At 71.9% G+C, this 16,055-nt stretch carries 16 protein-coding genes and 1 tRNA gene; 8 read left to right on the top strand and 9 right to left on the bottom strand.

Annotated elements, in window-relative coordinates; all coding sequences use genetic code 11:
• Positions 1-2: 2 nt before the first annotated feature.
• The 7 genes from L3Q67_RS12805 to L3Q67_RS12775 form a co-directional block, all read right to left on the bottom strand.
• Positions 3-791: an IclR family transcriptional regulator gene (locus tag L3Q67_RS12805; RefSeq protein ID WP_499189711.1), complete on the bottom strand. Its 789-nt coding sequence runs from the start codon at positions 789-791 to the stop codon at positions 3-5.
• A 17-nt stretch (positions 792-808) separates the two neighbouring features.
• Positions 809-1,036 carry a hypothetical protein gene (locus L3Q67_RS12800; protein WP_209663097.1) on the bottom strand — a complete coding sequence of 76 codons (228 nt, stop codon included), beginning with the start codon at positions 1,034-1,036 and terminating at the stop codon, positions 809-811.
• A 170-nt stretch (positions 1,037-1,206) separates the two neighbouring features.
• Positions 1,207-1,869 carry an IMPACT family protein gene (locus L3Q67_RS12795; protein ID WP_499189710.1) on the bottom strand — a complete coding sequence of 221 codons (663 nt, stop codon included), beginning with the start codon at positions 1,867-1,869 and terminating at the stop codon, positions 1,207-1,209.
• Positions 1,838-2,482 carry a transcriptional regulator gene (locus L3Q67_RS12790; protein ID WP_499189709.1) on the bottom strand — a complete coding sequence of 215 codons (645 nt, stop codon included), beginning with the start codon at positions 2,480-2,482 and terminating at the stop codon, positions 1,838-1,840. Before L3Q67_RS12790 ends, L3Q67_RS12795 begins: the two co-directional genes overlap by 32 nt.
• Positions 2,479-3,945, bottom strand: a complete 1,467-nt coding sequence (locus L3Q67_RS12785) for a GAF domain-containing sensor histidine kinase (protein WP_499189708.1) — start codon at positions 3,943-3,945, stop codon at positions 2,479-2,481. Before L3Q67_RS12785 ends, L3Q67_RS12790 begins: the two co-directional genes overlap by 4 nt.
• 69 nt (positions 3,946-4,014) lie before the next feature.
• Positions 4,015-4,413 carry a pyridoxamine 5'-phosphate oxidase family protein gene (locus tag L3Q67_RS12780; protein WP_499189707.1) on the bottom strand — a complete coding sequence of 133 codons (399 nt, stop codon included), beginning with the start codon at positions 4,411-4,413 and terminating at the stop codon, positions 4,015-4,017.
• A gap of 32 nt (positions 4,414-4,445) precedes the next feature.
• A complete protein-coding gene (locus L3Q67_RS12775) occupies positions 4,446-5,342 on the bottom strand; it encodes a phosphatase PAP2 family protein (protein ID WP_499189706.1) in 897 nt (298 codons plus the stop codon).
• Between the two features lie 111 nt (positions 5,343-5,453).
• Here L3Q67_RS12775 and L3Q67_RS12770 point away from each other — a divergent pair, with 111 nt between their 5' ends.
• The 8 genes from L3Q67_RS12770 to L3Q67_RS12735 all read left to right on the top strand — a co-directional run bounded on the left by L3Q67_RS12770 (position 5,454) and on the right by L3Q67_RS12735 (position 12,214).
• Positions 5,454-6,131 (top strand): MtrA family response regulator transcription factor, encoded by a 678-nt coding sequence (locus L3Q67_RS12770; RefSeq protein ID WP_499189705.1) that lies wholly within the window; start codon positions 5,454-5,456, stop codon positions 6,129-6,131.
• On the top strand, positions 6,128-7,561 hold the full coding sequence (locus L3Q67_RS12765; protein ID WP_499189704.1) for a sensor histidine kinase family protein: 1,434 nt from the start codon (positions 6,128-6,130) through the stop codon (positions 7,559-7,561). Before L3Q67_RS12770 ends, L3Q67_RS12765 begins: the two co-directional genes overlap by 4 nt.
• Positions 7,558-8,010, top strand: a complete 453-nt coding sequence (locus L3Q67_RS12760; protein WP_499189703.1) for a hypothetical protein — start codon at positions 7,558-7,560, stop codon at positions 8,008-8,010. Before L3Q67_RS12765 ends, L3Q67_RS12760 begins: the two co-directional genes overlap by 4 nt.
• Positions 8,011-8,073: 63 nt before the next feature.
• Positions 8,074-8,163, top strand: a tRNA-Ser gene (locus L3Q67_RS12755).
• A gap of 416 nt (positions 8,164-8,579) precedes the next feature.
• A complete protein-coding gene (locus L3Q67_RS12750; protein ID WP_395905512.1) occupies positions 8,580-8,840 on the top strand; it encodes a hypothetical protein in 261 nt (86 codons plus the stop codon).
• Positions 8,841-8,848: 8 nt separating this feature from the next.
• Positions 8,849-9,094, top strand: coding sequence for a hypothetical protein (locus tag L3Q67_RS12745; protein WP_209663105.1), 246 nt, complete (start codon positions 8,849-8,851; stop codon positions 9,092-9,094).
• A gap of 13 nt (positions 9,095-9,107) precedes the next feature.
• Positions 9,108-11,861 carry an FtsK/SpoIIIE domain-containing protein gene (locus tag L3Q67_RS12740; RefSeq protein WP_499189702.1) on the top strand — a complete coding sequence of 918 codons (2,754 nt, stop codon included), beginning with the start codon at positions 9,108-9,110 and terminating at the stop codon, positions 11,859-11,861.
• Complete coding sequence (locus L3Q67_RS12735; RefSeq protein WP_423580967.1) at positions 11,858-12,214, top strand: hypothetical protein; 357 nt, start codon at positions 11,858-11,860, stop codon at positions 12,212-12,214. Before L3Q67_RS12740 ends, L3Q67_RS12735 begins: the two co-directional genes overlap by 4 nt.
• On the opposite strand, the gene L3Q67_RS12730 is transcribed toward L3Q67_RS12735, so the two are convergent.
• On the bottom strand, positions 12,211-14,658 hold the full coding sequence (locus L3Q67_RS12730; RefSeq protein ID WP_499191514.1) for a DUF8508 domain-containing protein: 2,448 nt from the start codon (positions 14,656-14,658) through the stop codon (positions 12,211-12,213). The two genes, L3Q67_RS12735 and L3Q67_RS12730, sit on opposite strands and share 4 nt — an antisense overlap.
• A 178-nt stretch (positions 14,659-14,836) precedes the next feature.
• Positions 14,837-15,928 (bottom strand): IniB N-terminal domain-containing protein, encoded by a 1,092-nt coding sequence (locus L3Q67_RS12725; RefSeq protein ID WP_499189701.1) that lies wholly within the window; start codon positions 15,926-15,928, stop codon positions 14,837-14,839.
• Positions 15,929-16,055: the final 127 nt, after the last annotated feature.

Genomic DNA, 16,055 nt, shown 5'->3' with positions numbered 1-16,055 from the left:
GCTCAGCCCCTGCCCCCGACCGCCAACCCCATGCGTTTGGCGCGCGGCGCGCCCAGGGTGCGGGAAATCCCCCGGGCCGCCGCTCGCACCGCCGGCACCAGCGTGCGCGGATCGGTCCCGGTCGCCGGGACCGCCACCGAGATCGCCGCGACCGCGGTGTCCTCGGCGCCGAACACGGGTGCGGCGACGGAAAGCCCCACCAGTTCGATCTGGCCGTCGCTGATCGCGATGCCGTCGCGGCGGACGTCGGCGAGCACCCGCCGCAGCCGCTCCGGCGACGCGATCGTCTTGTCGGTGAACCGCTTCATCGGCCGCGCGAGCACCCGCTCGGCCACGTTGGCCGGGGCGTGCGCGAGCAGCGCCAGCCCGACACCGGTGGCGTGCGCGGGCAGCCGCCCGCCGGCCCGTGACGGCACCGGGGTGTGCCCGGAAAGCCGTTCCAGGTAGACCACGTCGGGTGCGTCCAGCACGGCCAGTTGCACGTTCTGCCGGGTGGCCTCGTGCAGGTCCTCCAGGAAGGGCATCGCGGTGTCGCGCAGGCCGAGGCCGTGCGGTGCCAGCGAAGCCACCTCCCACAACCACAGGCCGACCCGGTATCGCCCGGAGTCGGCGCGCTCCAGCGCACCACGCCGGACCAGCCCGCCGACGATGCGGTGGGTGGTGGACAGGGGCAGGCCGGTACGCCTGCTCAGCTCGGACAGGGTCAGTTCGGGGCGCTCCGCGCTGAACGCGTCGAGCACGTCCAGCACCCGGTCGGCGACCGATGGAGTTCCCGGGGCGTTGTGCCGCATTAAGCCAGCCTCGGTGGTCAGTGCGCGACGGAGCGGCCCAGCGGGTTGCCGGTCCGCTCGGCGTCCGGCCCGCTCTGCTCGCCGAGCACCCCCGTCGACTGGGCCGGAACGACCACAACCGCCACGGGTCCCCCGGTGGAGCGCCAGCCAGACGGCGCGTGCACCGAAGCGGTGAGCAGTACCGCGAGCACGGCGAGCGTGCGCAGGTACATGGGTATGTCTTCGACCTGGATCACTTTTCTCATCGGCGCTCTCCCCTGCTAGCCGAGGATCGCTCCCAGCTTTCAATGTCCGCGGCTGACCGGCCAGGGCCCCATGCCCCATTCCGGTCCGGGTCCAACGGCCCTACCGCGAGCACCACGGAATCAAGGAGGCGCGGCGGCGGCCGCCAGATACACCGGATACCGCGGAAATCTCAGACTTTTCCGCGGACCCAGTCCTCGCCGCTCGCCTCGACCGCCGCGCTGCCACCGGTCAGATCCGCCAGCCAGGCGCGGAAATCGGCCACCTGGTCCGGGCGCACGCCGACCTCGAACCGGGCGGCGTCGTCGTAGGAAGTGCCGGTGACCCGGTACTTCGACGCATGCAGCTCGCCCTCGACCCGGCCCGCGCGGCCGTAGTCCACGCTCACGCGCAGCAGGTTCAGCCGCCGGTACTCGACCGTGCCGACGACGTCGAGCGCGTCGGCGACCGCCTGGCCGTACGCCCGGATCAGCCCGCCCGCGCCGAGCAGCACGCCGCCGAAGTGACGGCTCACCACGGCGACGGTCCCGGTCAGCCCGCGCCGCCGCAGCACCTCGAGCATCGGCGTGCCCGCGGTGCCCGCCGGTTCGCCGTCGTCGCTGGAGCGCTGGGTGCGGCCGTCCGGGTCGAGCACGAACGCGTGGCAGTGGTGGCGCGCCGCCGGTTCCGCACGGCGGCGCTCGGCGATCACCTCGCGCGCGGCCTCCGCCGAGTCGACGGGCGCCAGCGCGCAGAGGAACCGCGACCGGCGCACCTCGATCTCGTGCACCCCGGCCGCGGCGACCGTGCGGTAGGTGTCGCGGTCAGGGGTGGGACCGCCTGCGTTTGGTGGCATACACCGCGGCCTCCGTCCGGCGTTCGAACCCGAGTTTGTGCAGCAACGACGATACGTAGTTCTTGATCGTCTTCTCCGCGAGCCCGAGCCGTCCGGCGATCTGGCGGTTGGTCAGCCCGGCCGCGATCAGCTCCAGTACCCGCCGTTCCTGCGGGCTGAGCTGGGCATATCCCGGGTCGGCCGGGCCGTCGTCGCCGCGGAGGCGGCTCATCACCGACGCGGTCAGGTGCGCGTCCAGCAGTGAGCCGCCCGAGGCGACCGTGCGGACGGCGTTGACCAGATCGCCACCCGAAACCTGCTTGAGCATGTATCCGGCCGCCCCGGCCATGATCGCGCCGAACAACGCCTCGTCGTCGGAGAACGAGGTGAGCATCAGGCAGGCGGGCGGTGGTTCCATCGAGGCGCGGATCTCGCGGCACACCGAAATGCCCTCACCGTCGGGCAGGCGCACGTCGAGGATCGCCACGTCCGGCAGGGCCGCCGGGATCCGGATCAGCGCCTCGGCCGCGGTCGACGCCTCACCGCAGACCACCAGGCCGTGGGCCTCCAGGACCGTGCGCAGGCCGGTGCGGACCAGTTCGTGGTCGTCCAGCAGAAAAACCGAAACCGTCATCGGACCTCCGGGAGCCGGATCACCCAGTCGAGGGTCGTCCCGCCATCGGGCCCGCCCCGTACCGCACAACTGCCCTGCCACCGCTCGGCGCGCGCGGTCAGGTTGGTCAGCCCGCTGCGCCTGGCCGGTGCCGCGGGCATGCCGATGCCGTTGTCCACCACCGTCAACCGCAGGCCCCGGCCCTGCGCGTCGACGGCGACGTTCACCGACACCTTCGTCGCCTTGCTGTGCCGTGCCGCGTTCGACAGCGCTTCTCGCAACGTGGCGAACAGATCGGCCTCCACCGCGGACGGCACGGCGGCGTCCACCGCGCCGGTGAAGCCGACGCGGGGCGCGAACCCGAGGCTGCCCTCCGCCTCGGCGCAGGCCTGCGAGATCCGCGTCCGCAGGCCTTCCGCGGGCTGTTGCAGGGCGAAGATGCTGTTGCGGACCTCGGTGATGGTGGCGTCCAGGTCGTCGACGAACCGCCGCAGCTGCCCGGCCACGCGCGGCTCGTCGAGCAGCAGGCCGGTCGATTCCAGGCCGAGCGCGATCGCGAACAACCGCTGGATCACCAGGTCGTGCAGGTCGCGCGCGATGCGGTCGCGGTCCTCCAGCACGGCGAGGCGCTGCCGGTCCTGCTCGGCCCTGGCGAACTCCATGGCCACCGCGGCGTGCGCGCCGAAGGTCAGCGCGAGCCGGACCTCGATGTCGGTGAACCGCACTTCGTCGCGCAGTTTCGCCACCACCAGCACACCGAGCGACTCACCGCCGACGCGCAACGGCACGGCCACCGCCGAGTCCAGATCGGCGACCACCGGCGGCAGGTCCCGCCCGGACCCGGACTGCTGCACGGTGACGTGGTCGCCGTAGCGGCGCACCACCACGGGTTCCCCGCTGGTGAAGGCGATCCCGGTGGCGGTGCCCTCGGTGGGCACGGTCAGCCCGGTCAGCCGGTCGGCGTCCGGACCCGGTGGTTCGACCACCTCGAACACGAGCACGGCGGCCGTCTCGTCGACCGGGCGCGCGATGCCGCCCGCTGTCGCGCCGGCCACCAGCCGCGCGCGTTCGGCGATCAACCGCAGCGTGGCCTCGGGATCCTCACCGGCGAGCAGCGCGGAGGTGACGTCGTTCGAGGCGCGCAGCCAGCGTTCGCGTTGCTCGGCCTGCTCGTACAGCGCCGCGTTGCCGATCGATCCGCCGGCCGCGGTGAGCAGGGTGCGGACGCGGTCGGCGTCGGCGTCGGTGAATTCCTTGCCGCGGAGCCGGACTTCGCCGAAGCGCTCACCACGGACGTCGATCGGCACCACCAGCTCGCCCGCGGCATCCGGCGCGGCCGCGCCGGTGCGCCGCACCACCCCTTCGGGCGCACCGGTCAGCTCGCACGCGGCGCCGGCCACCCGGTCGAGGATCTCGGGCACGCTCGCGCCGTGGGCGATGCTGATGACCGCGTCCAGCATGTGCTGGGCGCCGTGGTCGTTCACTGGGCGCGCACCAGTCCCGTCCGGCAGGGGGAGCTTTCGCCAGAGTGGTCGACTTCGGCACCCTGTTCGTTACTGGCCCACTCGCAACCGGCGCCCCGCCACCACTTCGAGGGAAATCCGCACCACGCACTCCCCGCCGGTCAGCTCGTGCGGGTTGGCGTGCCCCAGCACGGTGACCCACCAGCCTTCGCCCAGGTCCGCGGTCAGCGAATCCGCCTCGAAGGCCAGCACGTTCCCGCGGGCGGCGGCCGCCAGCACGCTCGTGGACGGCACGTGGAAGCGGACCGCGTGCTCGTCGAGGACGAACCGGACCGGCTGCACCGCGGGCATGCCGCGATCGGTGAACACCACCCGCCCGAGCCCGGCCGTGCCCAGCAGCTCGAGCGACTGGGCCCGGTTGAGCACCTCCTGGCCGAACGAGTCGAGCATCCCGGTTCCACCCGTCCTCACCGCCGCGACTTCCCCCATGTCGACACCGTGCCGGGAAGCGGGGCGGTCCACTAGGGCCGTTGGACCCGGTGCCGCTCGCCGAGCATCAGCCAGGTCACCAGCCCCACCATGACGACCGAGGACAGCACGGCCATCACCACGGCCACCACCAGCACCCCGCCGCCGTCGGCCCCCGCGGTGGTCGCCAGGTACCCGGCGCCCGCCACCAGCACCGGCGCCACCAGCACGGTGGCCGTGGCCGGGAACGAGGTCGGGCGCCGGGTGCCGCGGAAGGCGATCGCCAGGCAGCACAACGCGCTGACCAGGAACACCGCGCCGAGCGTGTCGCTCAGCCGGTGCCAGCCGAGCACCACGGTGGACGCGGCCACCCAGGCCACGACGACCGCACCCGGGATGGCGGCCCACACCCGGTACCGGCGTGGCAGCACCAGCATGGTGGCCAGCAGCACGGCGATCGCCGCGGTCACGTGCCCGCTCGGGAAGCTGTTGTGGCCCGGCGCGCCGTCGCTGTCGCCCAGCCGAGGTCGCGGCAGCACGGCGAGTTTGAGCAACTGCGCCGCCGCCAGCGAGCCGAGCAGCGTGACCAGCGCGCCACCGGCCAGCGCGTACCGGCGCCTGGCCAGCGCGAGCAGCGGCAGCACCACCGCGGTCACCCCGAGCAGCGGCACGAAGTCGACGTCGCGCAGCAACCCGGCCACGGAGTCCGTTGTGGACGGACGACCGGCGAGCAGCGCGGTGTCCTCCACGCGCTGCCCGCTCTCGGTCAGCACGAAGAACCAGTAGGTGTAGGCGAACGCGAGCACGCAGCCGAACGCGCCCGCGAGCGGGGTCGTGGCGATCCGGCGGCGGCGCCGTCCACGACGTGCCGGGCGGGCGGGCGCCTCGTCCACGGACATGGACGCAGACGCCGGGCCGACCGAGTTTTCCAGAACCAGACTGACCTGCATGAATCCCATGGTCGCCGCGCTGTTTCGCGGTCTCGTCCGGGTAATGTCATGGTTTTGCCACAAAGGCAGGCGCGGATCGCGGGGACCGGCCCCCGTCGGTTTAATGACCGGGTGGCCATGGTCTTACTGGTGGAGGACGACCGCGCCGTGCGCGAGGGCCTCGGGCTGGCCCTGCGCCGCCAGGGGCACGTCGTGCACGCCGCCGAATCCGGCGAGCAGGGGCTCGACCGGTTGCGCGAGCACCGGCCCGACATCGTCGTGCTCGACCTGATGCTGCCCGGTATCGACGGCTTCGAGACCTGCCGCCGCATCCGCGCCGACGGCGACACCCCGATCATCATGCTCACCGCGCGCAGCCACGACTTCGACGTGGTGGCCGGGCTCGAAGCCGGTGCCGACGACTACGTGGTCAAACCGGTCGAACCCCGCGTGCTCGACGCCCGCATCCGCGCGGTGCTGCGGCGGGCGGTCAGCGAGCAGCAGAGCGACACCGAGCAGTACGGTGAGCTGGTGATCGACCGCACCGGCCTGGTGGTCACCCTGCGCGGTGAGCCGGTGCCGCTGACCCCGACCGAGCTGAAACTGCTGCTCGAACTCTCCCGCACCCCCGGCCGCGTGCTCAGCCGCCAGCAGATCCTCGAAGCGGTGTGGGAGCACGACTACCTGGGCGACTCGCGGCTGGTGGACGCCTGCGTGCAGCGCCTGCGCGCGAAGATCGAGCGGGTACCGGCGAGCCCGCGTCACGTCGAAACCGTGCGCGGGTTCGGGTACCGGTTCGCCCGCCCATGACCCGGAACCGGCCGTGGCAGTGGCTCTCCGGGCTGCGGCCCCGCCTGCTGGCGGCGTTCGCGCTGGCCACCGTGCTCGGCGCGGCGGCGGCCAGCGGCGCGAGCTACGTCTCCGCCCGCAACACCATGCTCGGCAGCGCGCAGGACGACTTCATGAACGAGATCAAGCGCCAGGTCACCGAGACCCTGCCGCAGTTGTCCGTGCCGCCGGGGCAGGCCGACCTGGAACAGCTCGCGGGCAAGCTCACCGGGTCGACCCTGGTCACCTTCGAGGACAGCGCCTCATCGGGTCGCGGGCTGCCGCTCAGCTCGGTGCCCCGGGAACTGCGGGATTCGCTCCAAGGCAACGACCACATCGAGTTCCAGCGCGTGCTGGTTGACGAGGTGCCGATGTTCTACGTCGGCATGCCGGTGCTGGCCCCCGACGCCACCGGCGCCACCCGGCCGACCGGCATCGAGGTGTACGCGTCGATGTCGCTGTCCGACGAGCAGCGCGCCATCGAGGAACTGGCGCAGTGGGCCTGGCTGACCGTCGCGCTGGTGTTCCCGCTGGCCGCCGCGCTCGCGCTGCTCGCCGCCCGCGGGGTGCTGCGCCCGGTCCGCCAGCTCAACGTCGCCGCACGGCGGCTGGCCGAGGGCAAGCTGGACACCCGCCTGCGCGCCCGCGGGTCCGACGAACTCGCCGATCTGGTCAACACCTTCAACGAGACCGCGGTCGCGCTGGACCGGACCGTCGGTGAGCTGCGGCAGATGGAGGCCGCGGCCCGCCGGTTCGTCGCCGACGTGTCCCACGAGCTGCGCACCCCGCTGACCGCGATGAGCGCGGTGACCGGCGTACTGGACGAGGACGCCGGCCAGCTGCCGCCGGACACCGCCGTCGCCGCGCGCCTGGTCTCGGAGGAGACGCGCAAGCTCGCGCGGCTGGTGCAGGACCTGATCGAGATCTCCCGCTTCGACACCGACCGCGCGGACCTGCGGCTCGACGACTGGGACCTGGCCACCGCGATCGGCGACAGCCTGGCCGCGCGCGGCTGGCGGGACAGCCCCGATCTGGTGACCGAGCTGCCCGAAGGCATCGGCGCCATGGTGGACCGGCGGCGGCTGGACGTGATCGTGGCGAACCTGGTCGGCAACGCGCTGCGGCACGGCGGTCCCCCGGTCGAGGTGAAGCTGCGCGCGGACGCCGCGATGGTGCTGGTGGAGGTGTCCGACCACGGCCCCGGCATCGATCCGGCCGTGCTCCCGCACGTGTTCGAGCGGTTCTACAAGGCCGACAGCGCCCGCGCGCGGTCCGACGGCAGCGGCCTCGGGCTGGCCATCGCGCTGGAGAACGCCCGGATGCACGGCGGTGGCATCCACGCGGAAAACCGGCCGGAAGGCGGCGCGCGCTTCACTCTGCACCTGCCCCGGTTCACGGAGGTGGCGCGGTGAAACGGATCCTGCCGCTGATGCTGGTCCTGCTGCTCACCGCCTGTGGTGTGCGACCCACCGACGGGGTGATTTCCGCTGGTCCGGCACCCGCGTTCCCCGGGAGGAACCAAACCGAAATGACCCTTTATTTCCTCCTCGACGGACGCATCTACCCGATCACCCGTACGACCCCGGGCGTGGCCAGTCCCGAAAGCACCCTGCGTGCACTGGTCAGCGGCCCCAACGACGAGGAACGGCGCCGCGGCTTGGACTCCGCCGTCCCGAGGTCGTCGAAGGTGGCCTACAACGACCTGCTCACCGTGTTCCTGCCGGTCCCGCTGGCGGACCTGCCGGAAACCGCGCTAGACCAGCTGAGCTGCACCACGGTGACCACCGGCCTGTGGGGCGACCTGCGCGTCGTCGGCAGCGACGCCACCACCCGCGACCTGGTCGGCTGCCCGACCTTCTGACGATGTTCGCCCAGCTCAGACCCCGCATCCGGGCCGGAGCGGGGGTCCTGTAGCCTTCTCGGCGGAGGATTGGCCGAGCGGCCTAAGGCGCACGATTGGAAATCGTGTTGGGTGTAAAAGCCCTCACGGGTTCGAATCCCGTATCCTCCGCCAACTGCGAAGCCCCGGGTAGGCCATCTGCCCGGGGTTTTCGCTGTGCGTGAGCGCGCTCTACCGCGTCCTACCCGTTCGCCTGATGCTCAGGCGCGCTTTCGGCCCGCATACTGCAACGAAACTAGTGCTGCCACTCGTTGGAGTCAGTAGATGAGGCCACGATCTCGCGCGGCCGCATGCCGCCCACCGCGTCCCACCCGGGCGCGAAGGGCGCCGACGGTAATACTGGCACCAGATGGATCTTGCGGGGGGATCGGTTCTGCGTCCGGGCGCGCGGCCACTAGTGTTCGGGCCGACCACCGGCCCCGGACAGCACCTCGTCCGGGGCTTGGCCCGTTCCGGGCCGCGGCCGGGCACCACCGCCGGCGGCCGGGCACAACCACGCACCAACGATCGTTCGAGGAGTCCGCAGCCCCATGCCCGGAGTGGATGAGATCCGCGCAGGAATCGCGCTTTCCAAGGAGAAGGCGTCGGCCAGCGTCGCCGCTCTCCAGCAGGCCGCCCAAGCGCTCGAAGAAGCCCAGCTTTCGCTGGCGCAGGCGACTTCGGGCAGCACCCAGCCCGAAGTCGGCCAGGCCCACGGCATGTTCGCCGAGGCACTGCAGGGCATCACCGGCACGCAGAGCACGATCCAGGCCGCCATTTCCGCCGCCGACTCGTACTCGGCCCGGCTCTAAGCCCGCCGATGTCGGTCTCCGAACTCCACGAACGGCTGACGTCGGTACGGGCCGCCGCGGCCGACGCGGTGGCGCACCTCGATCGGGCGGCCGAATTGCTCAACGAGGCGCGCCGCGCGATCGTCGACCCGCAGGCGCAGGCGGATCCCTGGATCCCGCCGCAGCTGTCCCAGGCGGCCGATCAGCTCGACACGCACAAGGCCCGGATCGCCGGGGCGGACGAGGCGCTGGGCACGTATCTGGCCATGCTGTAGTGAGGCGGCGGGGATGAGCAAGCGCAGCGAGCAACGCGGACGCGTGACGGCGGCACTCGACCAGCTCCGCCGCCACCTCGGCCTGGCGCTCGGCGCCGCGGCCGGTGCCCGGCAGGAGGCCGAGGCCGATCTCGCCAAGCTCGAACTGGAGCGGATGATCGTCCGCGCCGGCATCGAGCGGGCGGGCGCGGACGAAGCCATCGCCGAACGCGCTCGGCAGCCGGGTATGGCCGACGTGGTCAACTGGCTGCACACCGTCCGCGGTCAGTTCTACGCCGACTGGGCCGAGGGCCCGAACACGCTGCGCGAAATCGTCGGCCGGGCCGCGCCCGGACCGGCCGGTGACCCGCCGGGGCACTGGCTCGGCCGGGTCAGCGCCAACCCCGGCACCTCGGTGCCGGAGCTGTGGCGGATCGGCACGTCCACTGTGGACAGCAAGACCACCGGGGTGGCGCAGACCTTCGACGTGGCCGTGCCGCTGCTCGACGAGTCCCACCTGTCGATCACCTCGGCCCCGAAAACCCGGCCCACGGTGGACGCGCTGGTGGAGAACCTGCTGATGCGCGTGCTGTCCACCTTCGAACCGGGTGCGGTGCGGGTGCACCTGTGGGACGTCGGCCAGCTCACCGCGGTGCTGCCGAACCTCTACCCGCTCAGCCGCACCGGCGCGCTCAACGTCTGCGACCCGACCCGCCTGCAGGACCTGCTCGACGAGCTCGCCGGGCACATCCGCCGCATCCACGCGCACACCATGCAGGGCGGGCACACCTCCCTGCGCGCGATGCGCCTGGCCACCGGCAAGCGACTGGAGCCGTGGCGGATCGCGGTGCTCTTCGGCAACGGCGAGGAGCTGCAGTCCGAGCGCCTGCGCGACCTGCGCCGGGTGGCCAGCAGTGCGCTGTCCGCCGGGATCTCACTGGTACTGGTGGACGTGCCGACCACGCTCGGTGGTTCGGTGGAGAACATCAGCCTGATCGACGAACGCCGCGCGATCACCAGCATGACCGGCACCGATCTGGTGGTGTCGCTGGACCCGCCGCTGCCGTCCAGCCAGGTCAGCACGGCCGCGACCCGGCTCGCCGAAGCGCTGATCCAGAAGCAGGGCGGTCCGCGCTCGTTCGCCGACCTGCTGCCCGGGGAGTTCGGCCAGGAGCGCTCGGCACACGAACTGCGTGCCCCGGTCGGGTTCTACGAGGGCGACCCGGTCGAAGTGGTGATCGGCGACGCCAGCCCGCACGCGCTGATCGGCGGTCCCAGCGGCTCGGGCAAGACCAACTTCCTCTACGCGCTGCTCGGCAGCCTCGCCGCGCGGTACTCCCCCGACGAGCTGGCGCTCTACCTGCTCGACTTCAAGGAGGGCGTGTCGTTCGCCGGGCTGGCGCCGGGGCGCAAGGACGCCAGCTGGCTGCCGCACGCGCGGCTCGTCGGGGTGAACGTCAACACCGACCGCGAGTTCGGCCTGGCCCTGCTGCGCTTCCTCGCCGACGAGCTGCGGCGGCGCTCGGCCGCGGCCAAGGACCACGAGGTGACCAACCTCGCCGACCTGCGGGAACAGGATCCGCACGGGCACTGGCCGCGGATCGTCGCGGTGATCGACGAGTTCCAGTACCTCTTCGCCGGCCGGGACACGGTGACCGCTCAGGCGACCTCACTGCTCGAGGACATCGCGCGGCGTGGCCGGTCGCAAGGCATCCACCTGGTGCTGGCCAGTCAGGACGTCGCGGGCATCGAGGCGTTCTGGGGCAAACCGGCCATCTTCGAGCAGTGCACACTGCGCATCGCGATGCCGAAGGCGCGCCGGGTGCTGTCCGAGACCAACGAAGCGGCCGTCTCCGCGCCACGCTGGCACGCGGTGGTCAACCACGATTCGGGCGTGTCGCACGGGAACCAGCTCGCCCACGTGCCGGACGCCTCCACGAAGGACGTCTTCCCGAAACTGCAGCGCCAGTTGTGGGAACGCTTCGCCAGCAACGCCGAACCCCGGCTGTTCGACGGTGCCATCTCCCCGAGGCTGGAGGAGAACGAGGAATTCAAGCAACTGGGCGTGGGCATGCGGCCGCGCACGCTGGTCGGGCAGACCATCGACGTGCACAACGCGGCACACGGCGTGGAGCTGTCCCCCACCCCGGGCCGGAACTTCGCGGTGCTCGGCACGGCGATCCGCGAAGCACTGTCCATCATGGACTCCTGTGCTCGCTCGCTGGCGCAGCAGTACGCCCCGGGGCAGGTCGAATTCCTGGTGTGCAACCTGGTGGACCGCTGCCAGCCGTCGGTCGACGCGCTGTGCAAGAAGCTGGCCGGTGACGGGCACGAGGTCACCACGATCGCCGGGGCCGACCTGCCCGGCAAACTGGCCGAATACACCGAGCAGCTGTCCACTGTGGATAGGCAACGCGTGCTGCTGCTCTACGGCGCCGAAGCCGCACTGCCCGCGCTGGAGGCCAAGGCGCCGGGCGTGCTCAAGAGCGGGCTGGACCACTTCCGGGTGCTGCTGAAGCAGGGTCCCGGCTCGGGTTTCCACACGATCGGCTGGTGGCGGGCGATCGCCAGGCTCAAGGACACGCTCGGCTTCGCCGGTACCGACGACATCGGCGCCTGGGCGGCGCTGGACGTGCAGGGCAGCGAGCTGAGCCCGTTCTGCGCCGGTCAGGTGGTGCACTGGTCGCCGCGGCCCGGGCGCGCGTTGTTCTTCGACCGCACCACCCACGCCAGCCCCGAAGTGCTGATCCCCTTCCACCACCCCGATCCGGAGCAGGTGCGCCCATGACCAGCGCCGCCATGCGGTACAAGGAGATCATCGGCCTGGCCCGCGGCGCGGAGGAGAACCTCCGCACGTGGGAGCTGGCCAGGGCCGACGAACTGGAGCACGTGCTGGCCGACGCGCACCAGGCGGTCGCCGCGGCGAAGGAACGCGAGGCGCAGACGATCGAGCGCGTCAACCGCTGGTGGCGCATGGCCGAGGACAACGTCTCCCGCCTGTCCTGGCTGGAAACGGGCGCCGGCCCGGAACCGAGCCCGTCGGCCCGCGGCGCGTACCTCGACCGCTACCTGGAAGAGGTCCGCGCCGCGTACCAGGACTTGGTGCAGGCGATCCTGAAGCTGGGCTGGCGCTCCCGCTAGACACCCGGCTTCTTGGAGAGGAGCTGCTCGAGCCAGTCGAGCAGGTCGAAGAGGCCGTCCTGCACGGCGTTCCCCGTGCCCGGCCGGAACCGGACCAGCTGCGGGTCGTGGTCGCTGGCCTGCTCGGCGAACTCGGCGTTGATGTGCACCACGTCGTAGTCGACGCCACGCGGGGCCTTCGACGCCAGGATGTGGTCGAGCACCTGCGAGTTGCCCTCGTACACGTAGCTGTACCGCTCGTTCTCCGGCAGCGTGTCGATCAGCGCCTTGAGCGCGCCACCCGCGGTCAGCGTCTGCACGGTCGGCGAGAACGGGAAGTCGTTCAGGTCACCGGCGACCACCACGTTGGCGTTGCTGTCCACGGCCAGCAGTTGGTCGACGAACCCGCGAAGCGCCTGCGCCTGCTGGAGCCGCTGGACCTCCGAGGTCCGCGCGGGCGGCTGGAACCGGCCGTGCGTCGGCTGGTCACCGCCCTTGGAGGCGAAGTGGTTGGCCACCACGAAAACCTTGCGGCCTTGGAAGACGAACTCGCCCGCCAGCGGCTTCCGGCTATTCGTCCACGCGGGGTTGGACGGGACGACCCGTCCCGGTGAGACGGTCAGCTTGGCCTTGCCGCGCTCCTTCTCCACGTCCACCGGAGTGGTCGCGTCGCCGCCTGGCCGGTCCACAAAGGACACGCGAGCCGGGTTGAAGAGGAAGCCGACGCGGATGTTGCCGCCCGGCTCACCGCCGTCGCTGACGTCCCGCGGGTCGATCTGGCGCCATTCGTAACGCGGGCCGCCCGCCTGCAGGATCGCGTCGGTGAACCGCTTGAGCGTCTGGTCGGCGGCGACCACGCCGTCACCCTCGGCGGCGGCGCCGTTGTTGTCCTGGATCTCCTCCAGCGTCACGATGTCCGGCGAGGCCAGGTGCTCGACGACGCCGTCGGCCAGCGCGTCGAACTTCGCCTGCTCGTCGGCCGCGGACAGGTTCTCCACGTTGTAGGTCGCCACGGCCAGCTCACCGGTGCGCTGCTTGCGCGTGGTCTCGCGGACCAGGCCGTTGTCCTTGACCTCACCGAGCACGGTGGCGAAGAGCGTGTAGCCGCCGAAGCTGTCGTACTCCACCGGGCCGGCGGTCAGGCCGGTCAGCACGTCACCGGTGTTGGCCCGCGGGAACGGCCGCTCGGCGAACGGGATCAGCGATTCGATCTTCAGCACGCCGGTGTTCGGCCGGTCGTAGCCGAGGTAGGCGCTGCCACCGCGGACGGTCGCGTGCTCCTGGGGCTTCGTGGTCACGTACAGCTCGTTGTACTCGGTGCTGCGCCCGACGATCCGCGTGTCCGAGACCTGCACGATCTCGCTCTCGTGGGCTTCCCAGAAGTCCAGCGAGTACCTGGCCGGTTCGAGTTCGAGGCCCTCGATGGTGCCACCCGGCTGCGCGACCAGCTCGCCCGGCACGGTGTCCGGCCCGGCGGTCGTCGGCGCGGGCAGGGCGTTTCCGCTGGAGTCGACCGTCCACTGTGCACTGGTCAGCTCGGTCAGCGACTGGTGGTTCGAGCTCGCCGGGTTGTCCGGGTAGAACTCCTTGACCGTGCCGGTCGCGGTCACCGCGTCGCCGACCTTGACCGCGGGCGTGGCACTGCCGGTGAAGACGAACAGGCCCTCGCTGGTGCGCGGGTCGGTGTCCGGATTCGGGTCGGTGAGCCAGAAACCGCGCGCGCTGCCGAAGGTGCGCAGCGCGGTGACCACGCCGGTGACGTCCTTGACCCGCTTGCCGTCGAACGGCGAAAGGCGCTTGGTGCCCTGGATGTCGTGGATCCGCGCGGAAACGCCGGGGTCGTTGCCGCCAGGGGTCTCCCCCTTGGTGTTCACCGGGGTCGGCTCGCCGGTGGCGAAGTCGGCCGCGTTGTCGTCGGTGTCGGCGAGGCTGGCGCGTGCCGAGGAGGTCCCGTTCGCGGTCGCCGGAGCGGCGGTGCCTTCGCGGACCACGGCCGAGCCGTAGCCGACCAGGTCGCGGATGCGGGGGTCGGCACCGCAGTCGGCGACCGTGCGGCAGGTCAGCCGCTCGGTGCTGGTGACCAGGGCGACCGTGCCCGCGGTCGCGGCGAGCGCGATGGTGCCGGTGGCGTCGGCGGACGGCAGCTGGGTGGTGCCCCCGGCCCCGCTCGCCTGCGCGACCAGGTACCGGCCGCCGGACGGCAGGGTTCCGCTGAGCGGGGTCACCTGCCACTGGCTGGACGGGTTCGCCGACGCGGGCAGGTACTGCACGCTCCAGCCGTCCAGGGAAATCGCGGCGTTGGCGGTCGCCAGCTCGATGAAGTCCGTGGTCAGGGCGGCACCGGAGTTGCCGCCGCCGCCGTAAACCTCGGAGATCACCGCGTCCGGGCTGGGCACGGCCAGCGCGGCGGGGGCGAACGTGGCGGCAAGGGAGACGGCCACCGCACCGGCGAGGGTGGCCGGCACGGTTCGTCTGCGTCGGAGCGAGGTCACGCAGGCATCCTTACCCAGACGGGTGAACGGGGGAAGACGTGTGCGCAACGGTTACCAGCGCGAGTCCGGCGGCGGATGACGAAAGGCGGGCACCGGGGTGATCCCGGTGCCCGCCTTCGCCGTGCGTCGAGGAGGGTACTGCGTCAGTGGCTCAGAGGCCCAGACCGTCGGTGAGGTCGCCGACCAGCGGCAGGTTGCCGACCTGCGGGGCGAGGTCGCCCACCGGGGTGCTGTCGACGATGCCGCCGAGCGGGCTGTCCTGGACCACGCCGGTGACGTTGCCGACCACGCCGGTGACCTGGTCGAGGCCGGGCAGCTCGTTGGCGACGGGGAGGTCGATCGGCAGGTCCGTCGGCAGCTCGGTGGGGAGCTCCGAGGGCAGCTCGGGCAGGTTCACCGGCAGCGACGAGGTGATGTCGTCGAGGCCGTCGAGGCCGAACGAGCCCAGCGGGGAGTCGACCGACAGGCTCAGCGCGTCGGCCGGGTCGCCGGACAGGTCCGCACCGACCTGCAGGCCCAGGTCGCCGACCGGGGTCTCCAGGCCGCCGCCGACCGCGGCACCCTCGGTGCTCACGGCGAGGGCGCCGTCGGCGTCACCGAGGAAGGTCTCGACGCCGGTGCTGCCGGAGATGCCGTCGAGGCCACCCGCGGCGGCCAGGCCGACGCCCGCGGCGTCGGTGCCCACGCCACCGCTGGCGGCGATACCGCCGAGGCCGGCCGCGGCCGCGCCCTGGGCGGCGATGGTCTCGTTGCCGAAGCCGAGGCTGCCCGCGAGGCCGCCGGTGCCACCGGCGGTGGCCACGCCCAGGGTGCCCAGGTCGGTGGCGAGGCCCTGGCTGGCGGCGAACTCGGTGCCGTCGGCGGCGATGGCGCTCGCGCCGGTGAGGAACTCGTTGGCGAAGCCGAAGCTGTTGGCGAAGGCGCCGTCTTCGAACTGGGTGGCGGAGGTGAAGTCACCCAGGAACGGGGCGACGTGGCCGGTCACCTGGTGGGCGAAGAACTCGAGGGTCTGGACGGCGTCTTCGGCACCGTCGGTCGGCAGCGCGCCGAGCAGGTCGGTGACCGGCAGTCCGGCCTGGTCGGCCACCAGCGGCAGCACCTCCTGCACGTCCAGCGCGGTGACCTCACCCAGGCCGGCGTCGCTCAGCACGGCGGTGGGGTCGGCGGCGAAGGCGGACCGGGCAGCGTCGTCGGTCAGCAGGTTGAGCACGAAGTCGTGCAGGGTCACGTCCTGGAGAGACAAGGTGGAACTCCTCATTGGCGGGAAAGCGTCAGGCACCACGCCGAAAACCGGCTCGTGTGCCGGGACTGACGTTATGGACTCGAGACCGAACGGACATCGGGGATCACGCGCGGCGATCCCCCTCATC

The sequence above is a fragment of the Saccharothrix sp. AJ9571 genome (assembly GCF_021725495.1).
Classification (GTDB): domain Bacteria; phylum Actinomycetota; class Actinomycetes; order Mycobacteriales; family Pseudonocardiaceae; genus Amycolatopsis; species Amycolatopsis magusensis.
This window is presented reverse-complemented; position numbering and strand designations above follow the sequence as displayed.

What these genes read in the sequence shown, in the direction of transcription:
- L3Q67_RS12805 (WP_499189711.1), bottom strand. Translation starts at nt 791, where the DNA reads ATGCGGCACAACGCCCCGGGAACTCCATCGGTCGCCGACCGGGTGCTG.
- L3Q67_RS12800 (WP_209663097.1), bottom strand. Translation starts at nt 1,036, where the DNA reads ATGAGAAAAGTGATCCAGGTCGAAGACATACCCATGTACCTGCGCACG.
- L3Q67_RS12795 (WP_499189710.1), bottom strand. Translation starts at nt 1,869, where the DNA reads ATGCCACCAAACGCAGGCGGTCCCACCCCTGACCGCGACACCTACCGC.
- L3Q67_RS12790 (WP_499189709.1), bottom strand. Translation starts at nt 2,482, where the DNA reads ATGACGGTTTCGGTTTTTCTGCTGGACGACCACGAACTGGTCCGCACC.
- L3Q67_RS12780 (WP_499189707.1), bottom strand. Translation starts at nt 4,413, where the DNA reads ATGGGGGAAGTCGCGGCGGTGAGGACGGGTGGAACCGGGATGCTCGAC.
- L3Q67_RS12775 (WP_499189706.1), bottom strand. Translation starts at nt 5,342, where the DNA reads ATGCAGGTCAGTCTGGTTCTGGAAAACTCGGTCGGCCCGGCGTCTGCG.
- L3Q67_RS12765 (WP_499189704.1), top strand. Translation starts at nt 6,128, where the DNA reads ATGACCCGGAACCGGCCGTGGCAGTGGCTCTCCGGGCTGCGGCCCCGC.
- L3Q67_RS12750 (WP_395905512.1), top strand. Translation starts at nt 8,580, where the DNA reads ATGCCCGGAGTGGATGAGATCCGCGCAGGAATCGCGCTTTCCAAGGAG.
- L3Q67_RS12745 (WP_209663105.1), top strand. Translation starts at nt 8,849, where the DNA reads ATGTCGGTCTCCGAACTCCACGAACGGCTGACGTCGGTACGGGCCGCC.
- L3Q67_RS12740 (WP_499189702.1), top strand. Translation starts at nt 9,108, where the DNA reads ATGAGCAAGCGCAGCGAGCAACGCGGACGCGTGACGGCGGCACTCGAC.
- L3Q67_RS12735 (WP_423580967.1), top strand. Translation starts at nt 11,858, where the DNA reads ATGACCAGCGCCGCCATGCGGTACAAGGAGATCATCGGCCTGGCCCGC.